Origin of the sequence: Corynebacterium sp. HMSC076C10, assembly GCF_001812455.1 — a bacterium.
Classification (GTDB): Bacteria; Actinomycetota; Actinomycetes; order Mycobacteriales; family Mycobacteriaceae; genus Corynebacterium; species Corynebacterium jeikeium_D.
This window is the reverse complement of the sequence record NZ_KV809084.1, coordinates 109,173-132,435: the sequence shown is the minus strand read 5'-3', so window position 1 is coordinate 132,435 and position 23,263 is coordinate 109,173. Positions and strand designations below refer to the sequence as shown.

The following is a 23,263-nucleotide window of genomic DNA, read 5'->3' as shown; positions in this document are numbered from 1 at the left end:
GGCGATGACGATGACCAATGAAACGATCGCGCCGGCCGTCGCATCTACCGCCGTGGGAAGAGCCCGCACCGGGGCTCGAGTCGCCCCCGAACGGCTGTCGGAGTCCATCGCCGACGCCATCGGCGTGCACCTGGATTCGGCGGACGTGAAACTCCGCGACCACATCCCGAACTCCCTGACTTTCCTCCAGATGCTGCTGGCGCTGGAGGACGAGTACGGGGTCACCATCGATTACGCGGCGATGGACCCCGGGGTCACGGTCGCTGATTTGGCGGCCGTCATCGACGCCGCCCGGGGTGGCGCTGATGCCGGATCTGCCGCAGGCGCCGCTGCCGGGGCCGATCCCGCTGTAGCGACGGGTGAGTCGGATGACGGCTGTGCCGGCAAAAATGGGGCTGGTCCCGCGGATGCGGTCCCGCTCAATCCAATCCAGACCGCCTACCTGCTCGGCGCGGACGAGGACATCGAGCTTGGTGGCCAAGCGACGTACATCTACGCGGAATCCCGGCACGACTATTCGTTGCCGCAGGTGGAGGAGGCCGTGCGGGCGGTCTTCGGGCGTCACGACGTGCTGTTCCATCGGCTCGACGTCGATGCCGGGGTCTTGAGCCCGACCGGCGTGTGCCTCGCCACCGTCGAGGTAGTCGGGTCCGGCGACGATATCGACGCGGCGGTGGGGGAGATCCGTCGGGGCATGCGAACCGCGGCGCGATCGTCGAACGAGGACGGCCCCATGGTCGCCGCGAGGCTGCTCGCAGATGCGGGCGGGTGCAGGATGTTCATCTACTTCAACATGATCGTCATGGATGCGGGTTCGGTGTACCTGTTCTTCGACGAGCTCGAATCCCTGCTGGCCGGGGAGCCGCCGGCTCCGGCTTCCAGATATGGGGATGCCCTGGCGGCGATCTCTGCGCGCCGGCGCGACGGGAAACGGGCCGAGGACCTCGCCTACTGGGAGAAGAAGGCCGCAGATCTGCCGCGGCGTCCGGAGTTCCCGGCGGCCGTGGGGGGTGGCGACGATTGGTCGACCCGGCGCTTGGGCACGGTGCTCGACGCGGAGGTCACCGCCAAGCTCAGCGAACGTGCCCGCCGCATTGGAGTTACCCTGTCGTCGCTGGTGATGGCCGTCAACGCCGCCGTCGTCTGCAGGTGGCTGCCCGAATCCGCGTTGACGGTCAACGTGACTGTCAGCGAACGCAGCGGCCTCGCCGCGGGCACGAGGGTGATGGGAGATTTCACTTCATCGATGCTTGTCGGCGTCGACGCCGGGAGAGCCGCGACCATCGACGGGTTGGCGGAGGCGATCGACCTGGACATCCGCGAAGGGCTGTCCCACCGCTGCGTTTCCGGTGTGGAGGTGCTACAGCGATTCCTCCGGGACGCGGCCAATCAGTCCCAGGCCACCGCTCCGGTGGTGTTCACCAGCTACCTCGGCGGCGAGCGGGGAAGCGGGCGCAGCCCGGTCATCGAACGCGTCTACACGCAAACCGCGCAGGTGTGCCTCGACATCCAGGTGATGCCGGCATCGGGCGGGATGGCGTTGTCGTGGGACGTGGTCGACGATTACTTCCCTGCGGTAGATGCGATGTTCGGAGCCGTTGCGGAGGCCCTGGACGTGGTGGCGGAGGGGGGAGAGGCTCTGCCCATCCGTCATGCGGAGACGGAGAGGGCCGTCGCCCGCTACAACGACGCTGCGGGCCCGATCCACGATGACACCCTGGTTTCGCTTGTCGAAGCCGCATGCGCGGCGACTCCGGATGCGCCGGCCGTGCGCCTCGCCGCCCGTGGCATCTCGTACACCTACGCCGAGGTCTGGGCCAGGGCCGGACGCATCGCCCGCCAACTCTCGGATTCCGGCGTCGGGGCGGGGGATGCGGTGATCGTGCGCTACACCAAGCATCCCGACGACATCGTCAACATGGTCGGCGCATTGCGTGCGGGAGCCGCATTCGTGCCTATCGACGCGGGCATGCCGGCCCAGCGACAAGAATACGTAGTGGAAGCCTCAGGTGCGGCGGGCCCGATTCTGGACACCGGCGTGATCGATGAACTGGACCAAAGCGGAGTAGCGGGCGTCGGCAAGCCCGCAGCCGCGGAAGTCTGCGACCGCGCGAGCAGCGCGGGTGCGCACTCTTCGCCCGGCACTGCCCCTGACGACCTTGCCTACGTCATCTTCACCTCGGGGACCACGGGCCGGCCAAAGGGTGTGCGGATCAGTCATCGCAACTGTATCAACACCATCCTCGACGTGAACCGGCAGTATGGGGTCACCTCCGCCGATTGCATCATCGGATTGTCGTCGCTGGGCTTCGACCTGTCGGTCTACGACGTGTTCGGTGCGTTCGCGGCAGGCGCGACGGTGACGATGGTCGGAGACGAACGCGACGCCGATGAAATCCTCAACGTCTTGCGGGAAGAGCGGGTCACGCTGTGGAACTCCGCGCCCGCCCTGTTGGAGCTCGCCCTGGTCCGGGCGGCAGACGACGACGTGTTCCCGGATGTGCGCACCGTATTGCTCAGCGGCGATCGCATCGCAGCGGGGCTTCCGGCTCGCGCCATGTCCATGTTCCCGAACGCGTCGATCAATAGCCTGGGCGGTGCGACCGAAGGAAGCATTTGGTCCATCCACTACCCGTTGCAACGCGATAGCCTGGAAAACCGCATTCCCTACGGGTACCCGCTGGCGAACCAGGGCATCCACGTGCTCGCGCCCGACGGGGTGCATTGCCCTGTCGGGGTGCCGGGGGAAATCCACATCAGCGGTCTCGGCGTCGCGCAGGGGTATGCGGCCGATCCGGAGCGGACCGCTGCCGCCTTCGGGTATGTCCCAGGCATCGGTCGCTGCTACCGGACCGGAGACGTGGGCGTGTTCAACGCGGAGGGTTTTGTGGAATTTCTCGGCCGCCGCGATCGACAGGTGAAAATCGCGGGCTTCCGCGTCGAACTCGGAGAAATCGAATCGGTCCTCGAGCGGTCCGGCCTGGTGACCGCGTCGATGGCGGCGGTCGTCGAATCGGGCGATCGGGGACTACTGGCGTGCCTCTACGTTCCGGTGGACGATATGACCGGCTCGCGGGATGCCGTCCGGGCCGAGCTTGCCCGATGCTTGCCAGCGTACATGGTACCGACGGTCCTGCTGCCGGTGGCGCACCTGCCCGTTACCGTCAACGGGAAACTGGACCAGGAGGAAATTCGTAGGCACGTCGGCGCCGCGGGCGGCGGGGCAACGGCCGATGGCGAGGCCGCCGGGGCGGGGGCCGGAGCCGTGGGCTCGGCTGGTTCCGTCGCCGACCCCGGGGCGATCGAGTTGGTGTCCGGAGTCTTCGACGAGATTCTCGGGGAAGCCCCGTCGACGGGTGCCGCGGATTCGGCGTGCGGCGCGGGAGAGTCCTTCTTCCGCCGCGGCGGCGATTCCCTGCAATTCCAGGTTATGATTCGCGCAATCCGGCAGAAGACGGGAGTCCGGCTCCGTTTCCGCGACGTCATCGTCGACCCGACCATCGCGCACATCGCCGGCCTTGTATCGGAGGCCATGCGGGAGTCCGGGGCCGAGTCTGAAGCCGTCGCCGAGGCAGTGCCTTCCCCCGATTGTGCCGTCGGTGCCGGTTCAGCCGCAGGAGGCGCCCGAGAATGCTCCGCGAGTGCTCACGGAAAGGATCCGGTGGAACAATTCGGGGATGACCCCCACGCGCCGTTCCCCTTGACTGACATGCAGAAGGCCTACTACGTTGGCCGGAACTCTGGGTTCGAGCTGGGCGGCGTCACCGAGCACTACTACATCGAATCCGTCACCGAACCCGGTACCGACATCGATCGCCTGGAAGACGCCCTCGACAAGCTAATCCGCAGGCATCCGATGCTGCGCGTCGTGTTCACCGCACAAGCCACGCAGCGGATCCTGCCGGAGGTTCCGCGCTACCGTATTGATGTCGCCGACTACCGGACCGCCGATGAGGCGACCGTGGTCGAGGCGGTGCGGCGCAAGCGCGATGAGCTGAGCCACCAGGTATTCGATCTGGGCAGCTGGCCCTTGTTCCATCTGTCGGCGTTCGCGCTCCCGGACGGGCGGCACCGCCTGTTCTTCAGCGTGGACATGATCATCGGAGACGGGGCGAGCCAGCGGATTTTCATCGACGACCTGGACAAGCTGTACCGAGGAACGGAGCTTCCGCCCGTCACTGGCGACTACCGCACGTACGTCTTGGAGATGAAGCGTCGGGAAGCTTCGGCGGTCGGGCGGGGCGAAGAGACGTTGACTCGGACGGTGGTCGAGGAATTCCCGCCCGGCAACACCCTTCCATCAAGCGGTGCGGCCGCGGACGTGGATGTGCCGCGGATGCGTCGCCTGTCGTACACGTTCACCGCTGAGGAAACCGCACTGTTGCGGGAAAGGGCCAGCGCCGCCGACGGCAGCGTGTCCGCACTGCTTCTCGCCTGCTATGCGACGAGCCTGTCGCTGTGGTCGAAGGGGGATTCGGTCGGCATCAACATCACCACGTACAACCGTGATTCCGAAATCGCCGACGTCGCCGGCGTCTTCGGTGATTTCACCGGCGTCATTCTGATGCCTGTAAAAGCGGCCGCCGACCATGATCTCCGTTGGTGGACGGCGGAACTGCGCAACCGGCTGCTCGGGCACATGGCGGCCGGGTACTCCGGGGTGTCGTTGCTCGGCACCATCGCGCGCCACCGGGGTCTGCCCGTCGGACAGGCCATAGCGCCGTTCGTGTACACCTCGTTGCTGTTCGGCGAGGGGGCCGCGGCAGGCGATGGCTCGGGCAAGGATGCACACGTCCTGGGAGACGTCGATTACGCCATCTCCCAGACTCCGCAGGTGCTGTTGGACAACCAGGTGATGGAGGTCGACGGGCGTATCAACGTCGCCTGGGATTTCGTCGAGCAGATCCTGAAACCGGAACTGGTGGAGGACATCTTCGACCATTACATCAGGTCGGTGTCGGGCTTCGCCGGGGGCTGCTCCGAAGCGGCGCCGCTGAGCGTCGGCCAGGTTCGGCACCTGCGCCTGGCGGTCGGGGGCACTTCTTCCGGCGGTGGGGTGATCGACGACGGCGTCGCGGGCGTGTTATCGGCAGAGCGCGACAGGGCGGGCGCGATCTCGAGGATCGCATCCGGGGACCTGATGGGCCGAGTTCGCGGATACCTGACGGTCATCACTGGGATAGTCCGGGCCGACCTCGGCGGCGCCGAAGCCGGCGCGGACGACAACCTGTTCCTCCTCGGCTACGACTCCCTGGGATTCGTGAAACTGATGCAGCGGATCCAGGACATCACCGGGGCGTCGGTGCCGCTCGCGGAAGCGCTGGCCAAGCCGACGCCACGTGGCGTGGCAGAGCTCGTCGGCCAGTCGACGGCCACGCCGACCGACCGGCGGGACGCGGATGACCCCGGCGCGTCGGCCACGGACCGTTCGCTGGTTCTATTGCGCAGCGGTGATGAGGCGCGCCCGATCTTCCTCGTCCACGGCGGATTCGGCACCGTCGACATCTACCGAGACCTGGCACTCGCGATCCCCGGTGGCGGGCAGGTGTGGGGTGTCGGCTTCGCGGAGTTCGAGAGACCATTCCCCCACGCTATCGGCATCGGCGATATCGCGGCCCACTACTCGGGCCGGGTCCGCGAGGTGCTCGTCGACGGTGCCGCCCCTGCGATCGTTGGATGGAGCCTCGGCGGCACCATCGCGGCCGAGATGGCGCTCCGTTTGGCCGATCTCGATCCTGCGCTGGTGTTTCTCGACAGCCTGGCTCCGGGGATCGCGGTCGACGTCGGGGATTTCGACGCGGAATCCGAAAAGGGGCTGCTGTCCCGGGTGATGCCCTCGATCGCCGATCTCCCGCACGGAACGCCGGTTGCCCGCCTCTGGGCGGAGTTCGGCGGGGTCGACGAGACCGATGAGGAACGGGGAGCCCGCCTGCGTGCCCTGGCCGCAGCGGTCGCACCGACGCTCCTGGAGGACCTTGGGCTTTCCGGCGACCGGGTGACAGCGACGGAGTTCAACTCGCTGCGCTCGCTCATCGATGCCCGCACCCGGTACCGGCCCGAGGGGCGGGTGAGGGAGGCGCTGTTCGTTTTCCCCGATGACGGCGAGGCTCACAACCACGACCAGTGGCGGGACCACCTCGTCGATGACCTCTGCGTCGCCGGCGTCGCGGGAAACCACTATTCGTTCGTCCTCGGAGAGGATGCCGCGCTGACTGGGGCTCTCATCGGGGAGTACATCGAACACCGGCGCCGGGCGCCGGAAACGGACGACAGGGCAGTGGACCCGTCGTCCGATGGAATCGACCGGTCGCGGGACCGGGGAAACGAGATGGAAAGTGACTGATCGACGAAACGGCGGGGAAGCACGGGACCGCGACGCGGGCGAACCTGTGAAAGTGCTGGTGGCCGGAGGTACCGGCGTCACCGGACGGCTCGTCCGGGGGATGCTCGGCGCCGTCGACGGGATCGAGCTGGCCTACACTTCCCGAAAGAAACCGGACGATGGCCCGGGGCGGCACTTCCCGCTGAGGATCGCCGCCGGCCACAACGAGATCTGCAGGGTATTCCGCAAACACGATTGGGTGGTCAACTGCACCGGCCCGTTCGAGGTGCACGCAGACTCACTCGCCCGTGCTTGCATTGACTCAGGCACCGGATACATCGACGTCAACGATTCGATCGACGCCCGCCGCGCAATCATGGCCCTCGACGGGGATGCCCGGCGGGAGGGGGTTCCCGTGCTCACCGGGTTCGGCCTGTGCCCGGGCTTGTCGACGGCACTGTTGATTCTCGGGGCCCGCGCTGCGGGGGTCGAAGAGGTCCGCGATGTGCGGGTCGATCTGAGAATCGGCGCCGACCAGGAATCCGGGGCCGCGTCGGTCGAGTCGATGTTCCGGACCATTCGCGGCGGATACCGCGCGATGCTCGGCGGCGCCATTGTCGAAGTGCGGCGCAACCCGGTGTCGTCGCAAAGCGGAATCGGCTACGAATGCCCGGACGTCGACGTCGTACGCGAGGTGTGCCCCTCGATCCGTGGATATTCCTACCACGTCGCCTTCGATGCCCTCCCCGATGCGTTGGTGGAGAAGATCTGCACGTCGAGACTGTACGCGATGCCCGTTGTCTCCGGTCTGCTCGCCCGTCTCGGGGCGGCCGTGACATCGCGGAAGGCGCGGGCGAAGGGCACTCCGCAACCCGCCGAGCTGGTCGTCGCACTGTCGTCCGCCGGCGCGGGCGATGCGGGGCCGTCGGCCGAGACGACCGTCGTCCGGGCGACCGGCCCAGGTTCCTACAAAATGACCGCGGCGATTGCTGCCGCCACCGTTGTGGCGGTGGCGGGGAAGCCGGTCACGCCGGGGTGCCGGGATCTCGTCGGCCACCCCCGGCTCCTCGAACCGGTCCTCGCCTTCGCCCGCGATGCGGGCATCCATATCGAGGTGCCGCATGACAACCCGACCACGGGGCCGCTGCCGACAGCGGCCCACTGCGATACCAAAGAAAAGGGGAAACGATGACGGAGAAAGCTGAACGAGGTGCGGCGATCGTCGTCCGCAACCTCACGAAGAGCTACCCGATTGCGGGCAAAGCGGGCACCGCGCCCGAAGGCGGTGCAGGTGCCCCGCCGGACGGCGGGCGTAAGGGAAAGCGCGGTGCCCGGATGCGCAAGCATGTGCTCGACGGCGTGAGTTTCACCGTGCCCGCCGGGGCGATTGTGTCGTTCCTCGGCCACAACGGCGCAGGCAAGACCACTCTCATCCGAATCCTGTCGACGCTCATCACCGCAGACTCCGGCGAGGTGAGCATCTTCTCGCGCGATGTGAAAGAGGATCCGGTGGGCGTGCGCGCCGACATTGCCACCACCGGCCAATTCGCGGCGATCGACGAGAACCTCACCGGCCGGGAGAACCTGGAGTTCTTCGGGCGGCTGCGCGGACTCGACCGCGCCGACGCGGCCGCCCGCGCGACGGAACTACTCGCGCAATTCTCGCTCGCAGACAGTGCCTCGACGTTGGTGTCGGCCTATTCGGGTGGCATGCGGCGGCGCCTCGACATCGCCGCGTCGCTGTGCGTCGTGCCCAGGCTACTGTTCCTCGACGAACCCACGACGGGGTTGGACCCGGTCAGCCGCGAAGAGCTGTGGGGCTTCATCCGGCAGCTGCGGGACGACGGAATGACCCTGGTGCTGACCACCCAGTACCTGGAAGAGGCGGAGGCGCTGGCAGACCACGTCCATCTGCTCAAGGACCGCCGCATCGTCGCCAGCGGAACGCCGGAGGAATTGCGCCGCGACTTCGGGTCGCACGTGCTCCGCGTGTCCTTCGCCACCGCCGCCGGGGCGGAGGCGTTCGCCCGCTGCCTCGGGGGAACGTGCCTGGACCGCGCCCGCGTCGCGGGGAAGTCGGTGTCCCTCGACGTCGACCCCGGGCCGCGGATCCTCGAGGCGGTGGCGCGGGCGATGGAGGCCTCGGAAGCGTTGCCGGATTCGCTGAGCGTGTCGCCGCCCACCCTCAACGAGGTGTTCATATCGATGAACGCAGGGGGTGCGGCACGATGAGTGCGACGTCGGTCGCGGCGTTTCTCCGTCGGGATCTGCTGCTGTTGCGACGCAACACCGCGTCGCTGATCTCCATGTTCGTAGTTCCGCCCCTCTTCCTGCTGTGCCTGTACGCGGTGTTTGGGTACTCGGCGGGGCAATCCGGCTTCGGGTACCTGCGTTTCGTGCTCGGCGGCTGCCTGTTCCAGGCGGCGATGTTCACCGCCGCGGCGTCGGCGATGGCGGTGGGACAGGACGTCGAATCCGGGCTTGTTGACCGCGTGCGCCTGTTGCCCGGGGCCACAGGCGGCTATGTCGCCGGCAGGCTCGCCACCGATTTGCTGCGGATGTCCGCGTCGATCGCGGCGCTGCTGGTCGTCGCGTGGGCCTGTGGCCTCGACATGGCTGTCGGTGACGTCGCGTGGACTGTCCTGTGGTCACTGCTCGCCGCAGCGGTTCTGTCCCTGGTCACGGACGGGGTGATCCTGATGGTGCCCGCCCCGGTGTCGACGGCCTCATCGATCCAGGCGCTGGAAATGCTGCTGCTTATGTTCTCCACCGCGTTCATTCCGGCGACCGCTTTGGACGGCTCCCTGCGCGACGTCGTGCGTCACATGCCGTTTTCGCCGATGATCGAGGTGATCAGGGCGGCGTCCCCGGACGCCTTCCCGGATAGCGCAGGGGAAGAGGCAGCCCTGTGGCTCGGTGTCGCGGTGGTCGCCGGAATCGTCCTGTTCATCCGCCGGTTCACCTCGAGGAGCGAATCATGATCGACGCCATCTTCGTGCATTTGCGGCGCATCGCCCACATTTGGCTGCGGCGCCCCGACTTCTGGTTCATGACGTTCATTGCTCCGCTCGTGTACCTGTTCATCGTCAACCGCATGTTCGGTGGCCTGGTCAGGCAGCTCACCGGAGAGTTCGAACTCCGGAACGCGGTCATCCTGGTCGTGACGGCGTGGGCGTTCATCCTGGCCATCACGGGATCGTCCACCGTGTTCGTTGAACGCAGCAATGGCTTCCACGAGCGGTTAATCACCATGCCGTCACCGTACGCGGCCGTGCCGGCCGCACGGATTATTGCCGAGTTCATCCGGATCATGGCGATGACGGTCGTTGTCGCGGCGGTGGCCGCCTTGCTTTCCGACGGCCCCCCGGAGGTGTCCTGGTGGTGGAGGATCGCGGTGACCGGCGCGATGGTTGCCGCGGCGGCCGCATGCACCGGCACGTACATCGCGTTCTCCATCACCAGCCCCCAGGGTTCCGTGGCCCTCATCCCGTTAATCATCGTTGCGATGTTCGTCAACACGGTGCTCATGCCCGCCGACCACTTCCGTCCTCTCCTGCGCGGAATCGCCGGGCACACCCCCGTATCCGCGGCCGGCGAGGCCGTCAACGGCACCGGGGCTGCGGGTCTGGTGGTCTGCGCGGCCTGGTTCTTAGGCATCGCCGTGCTCGCGGCGTGGGGCATCGCCGTGAAAACGAGGCCGGGGGAGGCTGCATGACGGGCACGTCCACGGGGGCGGCGCCGCCGATGACGGCCCGCGAACCCGAGCACCTAACCCGAAACCGCCGCGTGGACGCGGCCCACACACCCGGAGACAGAACCAGATGAAGTCGATTGCCCAGATCGTCCAGAACAACCGCAGACTCCTCGCGGCCTACGAGGACAAGGTCCAGCCGAGGTTCCTCAGCCGCTATGCGCGTGAACCGATGGACGCCGCCGCCGTGTATCGGAAGCTCCGTGCGCTGGATCCCGGGCCGGATGCGCCAGCCCGGGTTCTCGACCTCGGTTGCGGAACCGGGTGGCTCGCCCGCATGCTTGCCGCCGAGCCTCGCTATCGCAGGGCGAACATCGTCGGCTACGACCTGTCGCCCAATGCGATCCGCATCGCCCGCGAACGCGCCGCCGTCGAAGGGCTCGGGGCTCGGACGGAATTCCACGTCGCCGACGTCCTCGCGCCGCTCGCGGGAGAGCCCGGCGGGACCGATGAAATCTGGGTGTGCGGCGCGCTCCACCAAATGAAGGATGCGGGTGCTGCGCTCGGCAGGGTCGCCGGGCTGCTCGCCGACGGCGGCATCGCTTACGTGCAGACGTTCGCCGAGGATCCCGACGTGAACGAGCGGGTCGACATGGCCGTCATGGCGAAGATGGGCCACCGGGTGTTCCGGGGCAGCGAGCTCGAGGACCTCGCCGAAGCCAACGGGCTGAAGCTGGGCGGAGCCTCACGCGCCGGCATGGTGTACTTCTGCACTCTCACGAAGAAAAGCACGATCGGGGAGGCGGGCAAGTGAGCGCCGTGGACGGGACTGTAGGCCCGTGGTCACTGCTCGCCCCGATCCGGACACGGATGCGTGCGGTGGTCGCGTTATCCGTCCTGTCGTCGGTGGCTACCGTCGCTTCTCTGGTCGGCATCATCGACATCGCGATGACGTACCCGGAGGCCCCGGAGCATCGGACGTGGTTGGCCGTGGCTGTCATCGTCGTCGCCGCAACGGTGCGCATGGCCGCGGACGGCGCCGCCGGCATGCTCTCGCACCGGGCGGATAACGACCTGCAGCTCCACCTTCGGCGCCGGCTGGTCGCCCAAATCCGGAAGTTGCCGCTGGGCTGGCTGGACGCCCGGCGCTCGTCGGGAATCATCGGGTCGGTTGAGAAGGACGTCGCGGCTATCCACCAGCTCATGGGCCACACCGTCGGTGAGACCGTGGTGGCGGTGCTGGTTCCTATGCTTTCCCTCATCGCGCTCGTTGCGGTGGATTGGCGGATTGCGGCGGTGGCGGTCGTCCCGGTGCTGGTCACCTTCGCCCTGATGGGCGTGATGATTTCACGCGGAGCCGGTCTTCAGCGCGACTACGAGCGAGCCTCCGAAGGAGTGACGGCCGCGGTCATCGAGTTGGTGCGCGGTATCCCAGTGATGAAGTCCTTCGGACGCGCCAACCAGGGCGCGGGTCGCTACGATGCCGCGGCGCTGTCGTTCGTCCGCGCGTGGTCTGCCTGGTCCCGGCAGTCGAACATCTATCTCGGGGTCATCGACGTGGTGACGTCCCCGATCACAGTCCTCGCAGTGGTGTGCGGGGCCGGCCTCGCGCTGAGGGACGCCGCGGGAGGTCTACCGGAGGGGCTCGTTGCCGGGCTGGTTCTCGGCCTTGGACTCTCCGCGGCGATCGTGCGGGTGGCCATGAACTCCGAACCCATCATCGCGGGGATCGCTGCCCTGAAGTCCATCGCGGAGGTGCTGGGCACGCCGCCGATCGTCGAGCCCGCCGATCCGGTGCCCGTGCGCGGAGGCGCGCTCGAGGCCCGGAACCTGGTCTTCGCCTACGGCGATGGGCCGCGGGTCCTCGACGGGATGTCCGCGACGTTCGAACCGGGGACCCTCACTGCGCTGGTGGGGTCCTCCGGTTCCGGAAAGTCCACCGTCGCCCGGCTGTTGGCGCGTTTCTACGACCCCGTTGAAGGCTCGGTGCGGCTGGGCGGCGCCGATCTTCGCGACATTGCCGTGCGCGACGTGCACCGCTCGGTGTCGGTGGTGTTCCAAGATCCGCAGTTGCTCACGCTGCCGTTGCGGGAGAACATCAGGCTGGCCAGGAGAGACGCCACCGACGGCGAAATCATGGCGGCCGCGAAGCTCGCGAACCTCGATGCGGTCATCGCGGCGCTGCCGAAGGGCCTGGATTCGGTGGTCAACGTCGACGTGACCTTTTCCGGTGGTGAGGCGCAGCGCGTGGCCATCGCGAGGTCGATCGTCACGGACGCGCCGGTGCTCATCTTCGACGAGGCAACCGCTTACGCGGATCCGGCTTCCGAGGCCCTCATCCAGTCCGCAATCGAGCGTTTGGCCCGTTCACGGACGGTGATTGTGATCGCGCACAGGTTGAGCACGATCCGCAACGCCGACCGCATCCTCGTTCTCGACGGGGGAGCGGTCGCGGAGGCGGGTACCCACGACGAGTTGCTTGCGCGCGGTGGCCGCTACCGGGATTTGTGGCGCGCGTTCGCGCTCGACGACGAACCATCCGCCCCGCGGGGCACTGAATTAGACGATGAAAAGGCGGGGAACCGATGATTCGGGACTTGTGGTCGATGACGGATCGGCGCTCGAGAATGACGCTGGCGTGGCTCATTGCGTTGGCCGCGCTTGCCGCGCTGGCTCAGGGAGCGGCGTTCGTCGCGCTGCTGCCGCTGCTGTCGGCTCTGGCCGAGGGAGATGATGCGACGGCGTGGCGTTTCACCGGCGTCATCGCCGGCCTCGCGGCCGCCCATGCGGTGCTGTCTCTCGCCGCGGGGACGGTCGGCAGGGCGAATTCCGCAGCGGTGCTGTCGTCCCTACTGCGCTCTCTGGGCGAACGCGTGCTGACGTTGCCACTCGGGTACGTCACCAAGTCCACGGCCGGCCGCTTTTCGGAGATGGCATCGTCGGGTATCGCGTTCGCGGCGTCCGTGCCGCACGTGATCCTGCGGCCTGTCATCGCCGCGGCGGTTGCGCCGACCGTCATCGCCTTCGGAATTCTGGCGGTGGATTGGCGCGTCGGTTTGGTTCTCGTCGCGTCGGCGCCGGTGATCTTCTTCGCTTACCGGGCCATTGGTCGGGTCGGCGGGGAGTCGGACGAAGCGCATGCTGACGCCGTCGCTGCCGTCTCCGGCAGGCTGATCGAGTTCACCCGCTGCCAGCAGGCGATTCGCGCCGCGGGCGACGGTTCGGCGGCGGACGCGATGGTGGATGAGGCAATCCGGGCCCAACACGATGCGTTCGCGAAGGCGACGTCGACGCAGGGGGCGGCCATCGGACGGCTGGGTTCGGTCGTCCATGCGGTGTTCACGGCGGCGGTGATAGTCGCCGTGGCAGTCGCCGCGACGGGCGGGATGGCGCCGGCGCATTTGGCGCCGATGCTCATCGTGGTCGTCCAGTTCACCGGACCGATCACCACGGCGGGAGCGTTGTCCGGCGGTTTCGGTGCGGGCCGCAACACGTTGGCTGCGTTGCGTGACCTGCGGGCAATCCCCGCCCTTCCCGAACCTGCCGCACCGGAGCTGCCCGACGGGCATGACGTGGAGTTCCGCGACGTGAGCTTCGGGTACGGGGATAAGAAGGTTCTCGACGGCGTCAGCTTCCGTGCCCCTCAGGGAGCGCTGGTTGCCGTAGTGGGACCGTCGGGGGCGGGCAAGACGACGGTCATGCGGCTGCTGTCGCGTTTTCATGATCCGGACTCGGGGGAGGTCCTCATCGGCGGGGTACCCTTGCCTCGGATTGGCACCGACGGCGTGAACTCGCTGGTGACCCCGGTGTTCCAAGAGACGTTCCTTTTCGACGCGTCCGTGCGGGACAACGTGGTCTTCGCCGATCCCGGATTCGGTTCCGAGCCCGGTGACGGGGATCGCTTGCGCGAGGCCGCCCGGCGTTCCGGGGTGGACCGCATCGTGGAGCTGCTGCCTTCCGGGTGGGATACCCCGGTGGGGGAGGAGGGGACGCTGCTGTCGGGAGGCGAGCGGCAGCGCCTCGCCATCGCCCGGGCGCTTCTGAAGGATTCCCCGGTGGTGCTTCTCGACGAGCCGACGTCCTCGCTGGATGCGGCCACTGAGCGGGCGATCGTCGGCACGATGGAGGCGTTGCGCGGCGATCGCACCGTGATTGTCGTCGCCCATCGCCTGCACACCGTTCGCGATGCCGACCTCATCGTCGTGCTTTCGGAGGACGGGACGGTCGCAGAACGGGGCACGCACGATGAATTGCTGGCGAAGGGCGGCCGCTACGCCGAGTCGTGGGCGTGCCGGACGGGGAGCTCCTCGGGCGCCTGATCCTCATCACCTGGTCGATGCCCTCACGGGCGCCCTGCCGCAGCTTCCCGAATCCCACCGCCAGGCGCTCGGTGGACAGAGCGAAAACGCCGACGAAAACGCCGAGCAGCACGAACACCGACGAGCTGTAAAGACTGAAGCTCCCGGGAACGTGAAAATAGCCCCCCCCTTCCCGCTACTGCTACCGCCCGTGAATCTGGTTCTGCGCAATCTCCAGCCCGTGGCTGGCGATTAACTCCACCGCCTCCGCAGCAGTGGGCAGAGTGAAAGCGAGCTCCTCGCGTTCCTTAGCATTGAAATTACGCAGCACGTAGTCCGCCGGATCTTGGCGGCCCGGAGGACGGCCAATGCCAATACGCACCCGCATGTAGTCCTTCGTGCCCAACGACTTCGTGGTCGAGCGCAGGCCATTGTGGCCATTCTCGCCCCCGCCGCGCTTAAGCCGTACCACGCCCGGGTCCAGGTCCAGCTCATCGTGGACTACCACGACGTCGGTAGGCGCGACGTTGAAGAACTTGGCCAGCGCCGCAATCGGACCACCCGACAGATTCATGTAGGTCCGGGGCTTAGCCAGAATCACCTGTCGCTCGCCGCCATCGGAGGTCTTAAACCGAGTCTGCACAATCTCAGCGTTGGACTTCTTATGCACGCTAAACGACGAAGGCATCGGAGAAGTGCGGCTCGCTAGTTCATCTAGCACCAGATGCCCGACGTTATGGCGGGTGAGTTCATATTTGGGCCCAGGGTTGCCGAGCCCCACGACAAGCAGAGGTGTGGTGGAGGCGTTCATGAATTCAATCTTGGCACACGGTGCGCGGTCTGTTGGCTTCGGGGAGTTTCAAGAACAAAAAAGGGACGGACCAGAGTGTCCGTCCCTTTTTAGCTAAACGTGAAAGCCTGTACTGGTTCAGTCAGATAGAGCCATTCAGCGTTTGAATTACTCAGCCTCTTCCTCAGCCGGCTCATCCGGGGTCTCAGCCTCGCCCATGCCCTCGATGTCGGCATCGACGTCGCCAGCCGGCTCTTCCTCCGGCTCGACAATGTTGAAGATGAGCAGGTCAGCGTCGTCGGTGAGGACCAGGCCCTCCGGCAGGGTAACGTCGCCGGCGTGAACCATGGTGCCGACCTCTGCGCCCTCGACGGAGACCTCGATCTCTTCCGGAATAGCCAGAACCGGTGCGTTGACCAGAATGGTTTCGGCATCCTGCATGAGCAGGGCGCCCGGAGCGAGCTCGCCAGTCGGAACGACCGGAACCTCAACCTCAACCTTCTCGTCACGGTGAATGGCGAGCAGGTCAGCGTGGTCGATGTCGAGGGTCAGCGGGTTCTGGTCAACAGCCTTGACCATGGACAGCTGGGACTCGCCCTCGATGTTGACGTCCAGAACAGCATTGACACCGTGGTTACGGATGACAGCGTGGAAATCCAGAGTGTCAACGAGGATGTGCTTCGGGGCATCCAGGTCAGCGCCGTAGATGACAACCGGGATGTCGCCAGCAACGCGGGCACGGCGAGCGGCACCCTTGCCGAACTCGGTGCGGTTACGGGCATCAATCTTGATGATGTTGGGCTTTGCCATGAAAATGGACTCCTAAACGATTCGATATTGAGTCGTCGAGTCGAGCACGTGCCGCATCCATGCCACCGTGGGCGCAAAAGTTGGGCTGCGAGCGTCGCGTCGATAACGGCAACCACCTACTGTGGCCGCCCTCGCCGAGACTTACCGGAGAAATTGTAGTGGACTAACAGGTCAAACAGCAAACCCCGCCACCACCAGCAAAACTAGGTTGCTGGTCGCGGCGGGGTGCCCGTCGGCAAGCGGAAAGAACTTATGCCTGACCCTCGAAGAGGGTGGTGACGGAACCGTTTTCGAAGATCTCATGGATCGTCTTAGCCAGCAGCGGTGCGATTGGCAGGACGGTCAGATTGTCCCAGCCCTCGGTGGACTGCGGCAGGGTATCGGTGGTGATGACCTCGCGGGCACCGCACTTCGACAGGCGCTCGCGAGCTGGGTCGGAGAAGACACCGTGCGTGGTAGCGATGATGACATCCTCAGCGCCAGCCTCACGCAGCACCTTGACAGCGCCGGCGATGGTGCCGCCGGTGTCAATCATGTCGTCGATGAGCAGACAGGTCTTACCGGAGACCTCGCCGACCACGCGGTTGGCGACAACCTGGTTTGCGACATCGACGGAACGGGTCTTGTGAATGAAGGCCAGCGGGGCGTCGCCCAGGGTGTTGGCCCACTTCTCGGAAACCTTCACACGGCCGGCGTCAGGGGAGACCACGACGAGGTTGTCCAGGGAGTAGTTCTTCTTGATGTACTCCGACAGAATCGGCATGGCGTGCATGTGATCGACCGGGCCGTCGAAGAAGCCCTGAATCTGGTCGGTGTGGAGATCCACGGAGACGATGCGGTCAGCGCCTGCGGTCTTGAGCAGATCAGCGACCAGGCGAGCGGAAATCGGCTCACGGCCACGGTGCTTCTTGTCCTGGCGGGCGTATGGGAAGAACGGCAGGATAGCGGTGATGCGCTTGGCCGAACCGCGCTTGAGCGCGTCAATCATAATCAGCTGCTCGATGAGCCACTTGTTCAGCGGTGCCGGGTGCGCCTGCAGTACGAAGGCATCGGAACCGCGGACGGATTCCTCGTAGCGCACGAAGATTTCACCGTTGGCAAAATCACGAGCGGTCATCGGAGTCAGCTCTGTGCCGAGCTCCTTGGCAACTGCCTCGCCCAATTCCGGGTGTGCCCTTCCGGAGAAGAGCATGAGGTTCTTTTGGTTATCGATCCACTGGCCGGTCATCTGCCGTCTAGCCTTCCTGGTCTTCCTTGTTGTTGTCAGCGTTGTCAGCTACCTGCGCCGCCTGCGCTGCCTCAGCAGCAGCGGTACCTGGACGCTTCCGCTCGACCCATCCCTCGATGTTGCGCTGACGGCCACCACTGACCGCCAATGCTCCCGGAGGAACGTCGTCCTTAATAACAGTACCTGCACCTGAGTACGCACCATCACCCACGGTCACCGGAGCGATGAACATGGTGTCGGAGCCGGTGCGAACATGCGAGCCGATAACAGTGCGGTGCTTGTTGACACCGTCGTAGTTCACGAACACGCTGGAGGCACCAATGTTGGAGTGCTCGCCAATCTCCGCATCGCCGACGTAGGTCAGGTGCGGAACCTTCGAACCGTTTCCGATCTGCGCGTTCTTCGCTTCTACGAAGCCGCCGAGCTTCGCGCCGACACCGAGTTTGGTGTTCGGGCGAATGTAGGTGAACGGTCCGACCGCCGCATCCTCGCCGATCTCCGAATCGGAACCGTGTGTACGTACGACGCTGGCGCGCTTGCCGACGACCATGTTGGTCAGTGTCGTGTCCGGTCCCACGGTGGCCCCGTCGCCAATCACGGTCTTGCCGTGCAGCTGCGTGCCCGGCAGAATCGTGACGTCGCGGCCGATTTCCACCTCAACGTCAATCCACGTGGTGTCCGGATCGACGATAGTGGCGCCCCCGCGCATAGCTGCCTCGCAGGTGCGACGGTTGAGCTCGCGGCCAAGGGTAGCCAGCTGGACGCGGTCATTGACACCGGCGACGACGGTGGCATCGGCGAGGCGGTGACCGCGCACTGAGCGGTCGGCCTCACGGGCGATGCCAATGACATCGGTGAGGTAGAGCTCGCCCTGGGCATTGTTGGTGTCCAGCTGCTTGAGAGCGTTCGCCAGGGTCTCGGCGTCGAATGCGTAGACACCGGAGTTGACCTCGGTGATCTCGCGTTCCTCGTCGGAGGCGTCCTTTTCCTCCACGATGCGCAGAACTTCACCGTCGGCGTTGCGAACGATGCGGCCGTAGCCGTGCGGGTTGTCAGCAGTGGAGGTCAGCACAGTCACGGCAGCGCGTGGCTTGCGGTTGTGCTCTTCGAGCAGTGCCTGGAGCGCTTCGGAATCCAGCAGCGGAACATCGGAAGTGGTTACCAGGATGGTGCCATCGAAGTTCTGCAGCTCGGGGTGCTCCAGCGCGCACTGAACAGCGTGGCCGGTACCGTTTTGCTCGTCCTGGTGGGCAATGACGACACCGTTGGAGTGCTCGGCCTTCTCTGTCCAGGTGCCGATGGCGTCGATTACCTTTTCGCGCTGGTGGCCAACGACAACAGCAATCTCTTCCGGACTAATGCCCTTGGCGGCATAGAGCGCGTGCTCCAACATGGTACGACCGCCGATAGCGTGCAGCATTTTCGGCGTATCGGATTTCATTCGGGTGCCTTGACCCGCGGCGAGAATGACCACAGCGGTGGCCGAACCGTTTGACATGAAACTTGCTACTCCTCGGTCAGGGTGCATCACGGTCACGGCGGGGCGAAAAGTCACTTCTTAATTAAGGGGCCGGCCCCCCGCTTGCTCTCCCACCAGGACTCGAACCTAGAATGCCGGTACCAAAAACCGGAGTGTTGCCATTACACCATGGGAGATTGGGGCAAACGCGAAAAAAATTGCATGGCTGATTCGACTCAGCCAACTCGCTTGCGCCTGCGATATACGATAGCAAGACTTTAGCCACTAATCTAAAAGCATGGCCTCCAATTCACCGAGACGACGTATGACCGGTCCACAGCGCAAAGCTCAGCTGACAGAAGTCAGCCGTGGAATCTTTGCCGCCAAGGGGCTTGATGCCGCCTCAATGGAGGAGATCGCTGCCGCAGCCGGGGTGTCAAAGCCGGTTGTCTACGAGCATTTTGGTACCAAAGAGCGGCTCTACCAGGCAGTCGTCGACCAGGAGATGAAGACCCTGGAGGCCACGATTAGGGAAGCGTTGTCCCTGGGGCGCTCGCGTTACCGCATCGAACAGGCGGTGTTGGCACTGCTGACTTATGTCGAGGAAAACCCGGAGGGATTCTCCATTATTTCTCGCGACCCCGGTGTGGCGGGTGGCTATGAGACGCTGCTGAATAATGCCACTGAGTCGGTTACGCCTATCCTCTCCGAGGCTTTCAAACGCGCTGGTTTCGACCCGGCCATGTCGGTGCTCTACGGAAACTGCATGGTCGGTATGGTTTCGCAGACTGCTCGCTGGTGGATGGAGAAGCGCAGTCCGGATAAAGAGACGGTGGCGGCGCACATCGTGAACCTGTGCTGGAACGGGCTGGCCGGCATGGAGGGGGCCCCGACTCTGCATGGCTCCGCTGATGTACCAGCGGCCGCTGAGGGCGCGAAGTTCGGAGCAGGTGCTGCGGCAGACCCGATGCAGGTGGCGGAGAACGGCTAACCAGCGCGCAGGGTGAATCCGGGGTGCATGGTTATATTGGGGCTATGCCAACTTCTGCGTCTTCCTCGGCGAAAGCCACACCCAGCATTCTGCCGAACCCACTGTCGGGGCTGGAAAGCCTCGTTGTCACGGATCCTCAATTTGTCGGCGTGCTCGGGCGCGTCGGCGAAGACGGGCTGGCGCTCACGGGTGCGGACGCGGTGCGTTCGCACCTTATTTACGCCATGTCCACGAAGGTGCCGGTGCTGGTCGTCACGGCTACTGGCCGTGAGGCGGAGGACCTGACTGCCGAGGTCAAGTCGATGATCGGCGACCGTGTAGCTATGTTCCCCTCGTGGGAGACGCTCCCGCATGAGAAGCTTTCGCCGGCTGTGGATACTGTGGCGCAGCGTCGTAAGGCGCTTTACGACGTTCGCCGGGGCAAAGTCGACGTTCTGATTGCGGCGGTGCGCTCGTTGGTGCAGCCGATTGTGGACGACCTCGAGGCTGAAGCCAGCGCGCCCATCCACATCCAGCTGGACCAGGACTGCGAGAACCTGGTTGAGCGGCTGGTGCATCACGGCTATTCGCATGTGGACATGGTCGGCAGGCGTGGTCAGTTTGCCGTGCGTGGCGGCATCGTCGATGTCTTCCCGGCGACCGAAGAGCTGCCGGTTCGTATCGAGCTCTGGGGTGACGAGGTTACCGACCTGCGCGCCTTTTCCGTCGCTGACCAGCGCACGATCTCTGAGATAGAGGTCGACCAGCTGGATATCTTCCCGTGTCGTGCACTGCTTATCGACGACGACGTGAAGGGCGCCGCGGAGAAACTCGCCACTACGCGTTCTGGACAGGTCCAAGAAATGCTCACCCGCATCGGTGATGGCCAGTGGGTGGAGGGCATGGAGTCGCTGATTCCACTGATTAGTCAGCATCCGATGAAGATGCTCACCGAGGTCATGCCGGAGAAAACGCATGTGCTCATGTGCGGGCCGGAGCGCATTCGCTCTCGCGCGCAGGACCTGATTAGTGCGGGCGAGGAGTTTATGGCCGCAGCGTGGGAAACGGCCGCGATGGGTGGCTCGGCGCCAATCGCCACCGATGGTCTGGAGCCCAGCGCTTACCGTAGCTTGGCCTCTATCCCGATGCCCACCTCGTGGCATATTTCCCCGCCCGGCATGTTGGAGGCGGGGGTCACCGAAGATGATGTGCTGCCGCTAACCTTTGAGCCTGGGCCCGCGCCACGCGGTGACTTAAAGGAAATTGGTCACCTGATGAGGCAGCTGCGCGATGCCACGGTCGCGGGGGAACGAGTGGCGTACGTGGCGGCGACGCCCGCGGGCGCGCGTCGGCAAGCGGAAAGGTTTAGGGAAGCCGGAATTGCGACGCGCATGGCGGCGGGCCCGGAGTATCCCGAGTCCGGGAGAATTACCGTCTACCAGGGTGTTTTGCACGGCGGCCTGGTGTTCCCGCGTATTCCCGGTGGCGCGCTGACTCTGATTACTGAGCAGGACATCACGGGTAACCGCATCGCGGAAGGTGCCCTTGGTGGTCGCCGTAAACCGGCGAAGCGCCGTGGTCGCGTGGATCCGCTGGCACTGAAGGCCGGCGACTATGTCGTACACGACACTCATGGCATCGGTCGATTTGTGAAGCTCACTGAGCGCACCATCGGCACGGGCGAGGATCAGGCTCGCCGCGAGTACGTGGTGCTCGAGTACGCACCGAGCAAGCGCGGAGGCCCCTCGGACCAGCTCTACGTGCCGATGGAGAGCCTGGATCTGCTGTCGCGCTATGTCGGCGGCGAAAAGCCCGCGCTGTCGAAGATGGGCGGCTCGGACTGGAAGTCCACCAAGCGCAAGGCCCGTGGCGCTGTCCGCGAGATTGCGGAAGAGCTGGTCAAGCTCTACGCCGAGCGTCAAGCCGCGCCGGGCCACGCGTTCGCGCCGGATACGCCGTGGCAGCAGGAGATGGAGGATAACTTCCCCTTCACCGAGACTGAGGACCAGCTGCAGGCCATCGACGAAATCAAGTCCGACATGGAAAAGCCGGTACCGATGGACCGCGTGCTCATCGGCGATGTCGGCTACGGCAAGACCGAGGTGGCACTGCGTGCTGCTTTCAAAGCGGTTCAAGATGGCCGTCAGGTAGCAGTGTTGGTGCCGACCACGCTGTTGGCACAGCAGCATTTGACTACTTTCACTCAGCGTATGGAGGGCTTCCCAGTCACCATCCGCGGGCTGTCCCGCTTCACCTCACCGAAGGACTCCAAAGAGGTTCTCGAAGGGTTGAAGAATGGGACGGTCGATATGGTTATCGGCACGCATCGTCTCTTGCAGACCGGCGTGCAGTGGAAAGAACTCGGTCTGGTCATCGTTGACGAGGAGCAGCGTTTCGGCGTCGAGCACAAGGAGCACATCAAGGCGCTGCGTCACCACGTCGACGTGCTCACCATGTCCGCAACGCCAATTCCGCGCACGCTCGAAATGTCGATTGCCGGCATCCGCGAGATGAGCCAGATTCTCACCCCGCCGCAGGACCGCCACCCGGTGCTGACATACGTCGGCGCGCAGTCTGACAAGCAGGTCGCCGCTGCTATCAGGCGCGAGCTGCTTCGCGACGGCCAGGTGTTCTACCTGCATAATAAGGTGGAAACCATTGACAAAGTCGCCCAGACTATCCGCAATTTGGTGCCCGAGGCCCGCGTGGTAGTGGCCCACGGTCAGATGGGGGAGGAGCAGCTGGAGCGCACGGTCGATGGCTTCTGGCAGCGCGAGTACGACGTGCTGGTGTGTACCACCATCGTGGAGACCGGCCTGGATATTGCCAACGCCAATACGTTGATTGTGGAAAACGCGCACCATATGGGCCTTTCCCAGCTGCACCAGCTGCGTGGTCGTGTGGGCCGTTCCCGTGAGCGCGCCTATGCCTACTTCCTCTACCCGGAAAATCAGACGCTGACGGAGACTTCCTACGACCGTCTGTCCACGATCGCGCAGAACAATGACTTGGGTGCCGGTATGGCTGTGGCCATGAAGGACCTGGAAATGCGCGGTGCCGGAAATATCCTCGGTGCGGAGCAGTCCGGTCACATTGCCGGTGTCGGCTTCGATATGTACGTCCGACTGGTTGGCGAGGCCGTGGCCGCGCTGAAGGCAGTGGCCGATGGTGAAACTCCGGATGCTTCCGATAACGAACCGAAGGAAGTGCGGATCGATTTGCCGGTCGATGCGAATATTCCGGCCGAATATGTGTCGTCGGAACGCCTACGTCTAGAGGCGTACCGCAAATTTGCTGCCGCCAGTGCGCTGGACGATATCGACGTAGTGCTCGAAGAGCTTGTTGACCGTTACGGAACCCCACCCATTGAGGTGGAGAGACTGGCGGTTATTTCACGACTTCGAATTATTTGCCGGGAATTCGGCGTGCATGAAGTTCAAGCCATGGGTGCGCACATTAGAATAACCCCTATGGAGCTTGCTGACTCCAAGCAGGTGCGTCTCAAGCGCCTGTATCCACAGGCGACCTATCGTGCGGCAACGCGCACGGTTTCCGTCGGAATGCCGAAGGAAGGGCGAGGGTTGCGGGCAAAACCTGTCCGCGATATTGCATTGGTGCAGTGGGTAGCAGACTTCTTGACATCGATGGCGGGAATTCCACGTATGGATATCTCGCACATGGGAAAGGACTAGAAA

General features: G+C 65.0%; 14 protein-coding genes and 1 tRNA gene. 10 read left to right on the top strand and 5 right to left on the bottom strand.

What is annotated here, in order from left to right; translation table 11 throughout:
• Positions 1 to 10 precede the first annotated feature (10 nt).
• From HMPREF2857_RS00615 to HMPREF2857_RS00580, 8 genes are all read left to right on the top strand, one after another.
• Positions 11 to 6,343: a non-ribosomal peptide synthetase gene (locus HMPREF2857_RS00615; protein WP_070642191.1), complete on the top strand. Its 6,333-nt coding sequence runs from the start codon at positions 11 to 13 to the stop codon at positions 6,341 to 6,343.
• Positions 6,336 to 7,514: a saccharopine dehydrogenase family protein gene (locus HMPREF2857_RS00610; protein WP_246819562.1), complete on the top strand. Its 1,179-nt coding sequence runs from the start codon at positions 6,336 to 6,338 to the stop codon at positions 7,512 to 7,514. Before HMPREF2857_RS00615 ends, HMPREF2857_RS00610 begins: the two co-directional genes overlap by 8 nt.
• A complete protein-coding gene (locus tag HMPREF2857_RS00605; RefSeq protein ID WP_049172221.1) occupies positions 7,511 to 8,554 on the top strand; it encodes an ABC transporter ATP-binding protein in 1,044 nt (347 codons plus the stop codon). Before HMPREF2857_RS00610 ends, HMPREF2857_RS00605 begins: the two co-directional genes overlap by 4 nt.
• Positions 8,551 to 9,303: an ABC transporter permease gene (locus HMPREF2857_RS00600; RefSeq protein ID WP_070642125.1), complete on the top strand. Its 753-nt coding sequence runs from the start codon at positions 8,551 to 8,553 to the stop codon at positions 9,301 to 9,303. The genes HMPREF2857_RS00605 and HMPREF2857_RS00600 overlap by 4 nt, the downstream gene beginning before the upstream one ends.
• Entirely contained in the window at positions 9,300 to 10,037 is a 738-nt protein-coding gene (locus HMPREF2857_RS00595) for an ABC transporter permease (RefSeq protein ID WP_070602850.1), read from the top strand. The genes HMPREF2857_RS00600 and HMPREF2857_RS00595 overlap by 4 nt, the downstream gene beginning before the upstream one ends.
• A gap of 106 nt (positions 10,038 to 10,143) precedes the next feature.
• On the top strand, positions 10,144 to 10,827 hold the full coding sequence (locus HMPREF2857_RS00590) for a class I SAM-dependent methyltransferase (protein WP_070602852.1): 684 nt from the start codon (positions 10,144 to 10,146) through the stop codon (positions 10,825 to 10,827).
• A complete protein-coding gene (locus HMPREF2857_RS00585; RefSeq protein ID WP_070642123.1) occupies positions 10,824 to 12,602 on the top strand; it encodes an ABC transporter ATP-binding protein in 1,779 nt (592 codons plus the stop codon). The genes HMPREF2857_RS00590 and HMPREF2857_RS00585 overlap by 4 nt, the downstream gene beginning before the upstream one ends.
• Entirely contained in the window at positions 12,599 to 14,332 is a 1,734-nt protein-coding gene (locus HMPREF2857_RS00580; protein WP_016423209.1) for an ABC transporter ATP-binding protein, read from the top strand. Before HMPREF2857_RS00585 ends, HMPREF2857_RS00580 begins: the two co-directional genes overlap by 4 nt.
• A gap of 181 nt (positions 14,333 to 14,513) precedes the next feature.
• Here HMPREF2857_RS00580 and pth read toward each other — a convergent pair whose 3' ends face one another.
• From pth to HMPREF2857_RS00555, 5 genes are all read right to left on the bottom strand, one after another.
• A complete protein-coding gene (gene pth / locus HMPREF2857_RS00575) occupies positions 14,514 to 15,122 on the bottom strand; it encodes an aminoacyl-tRNA hydrolase (RefSeq protein WP_016423208.1) in 609 nt (202 codons plus the stop codon).
• A 147-nt stretch (positions 15,123 to 15,269) separates the two neighbouring features.
• Complete coding sequence (locus HMPREF2857_RS00570) at positions 15,270 to 15,911, bottom strand: 50S ribosomal protein L25/general stress protein Ctc (protein ID WP_016423207.1); 642 nt, start codon at positions 15,909 to 15,911, stop codon at positions 15,270 to 15,272.
• 250 nt (positions 15,912 to 16,161) lie between these two features.
• The gene (locus HMPREF2857_RS00565; protein WP_016423206.1) at positions 16,162 to 17,139 is read right to left on the bottom strand and encodes a ribose-phosphate diphosphokinase; all 978 of its coding nucleotides are present in this window, start codon (positions 17,137 to 17,139) and stop codon (positions 16,162 to 16,164) included.
• Between the two features lie 7 nt (positions 17,140 to 17,146).
• The gene (gene glmU / locus HMPREF2857_RS00560; RefSeq protein ID WP_070642120.1) at positions 17,147 to 18,637 is read right to left on the bottom strand and encodes a bifunctional UDP-N-acetylglucosamine diphosphorylase/glucosamine-1-phosphate N-acetyltransferase GlmU; all 1,491 of its coding nucleotides are present in this window, start codon (positions 18,635 to 18,637) and stop codon (positions 17,147 to 17,149) included.
• 87 nt (positions 18,638 to 18,724) lie between these two features.
• A tRNA-Gln gene (locus tag HMPREF2857_RS00555) sits at positions 18,725 to 18,795 on the bottom strand.
• A gap of 101 nt (positions 18,796 to 18,896) precedes the next feature.
• Here HMPREF2857_RS00555 and HMPREF2857_RS00550 point away from each other — a divergent pair.
• A complete protein-coding gene (locus HMPREF2857_RS00550; RefSeq protein WP_141737464.1) occupies positions 18,897 to 19,589 on the top strand; it encodes a TetR/AcrR family transcriptional regulator in 693 nt (230 codons plus the stop codon).
• A 44-nt stretch (positions 19,590 to 19,633) separates the two neighbouring features.
• A complete protein-coding gene (gene mfd, locus HMPREF2857_RS00545) occupies positions 19,634 to 23,260 on the top strand; it encodes a transcription-repair coupling factor (protein WP_070642118.1) in 3,627 nt (1,208 codons plus the stop codon).
• The last annotated feature ends 3 nt before the right edge of the window (positions 23,261 to 23,263 follow it).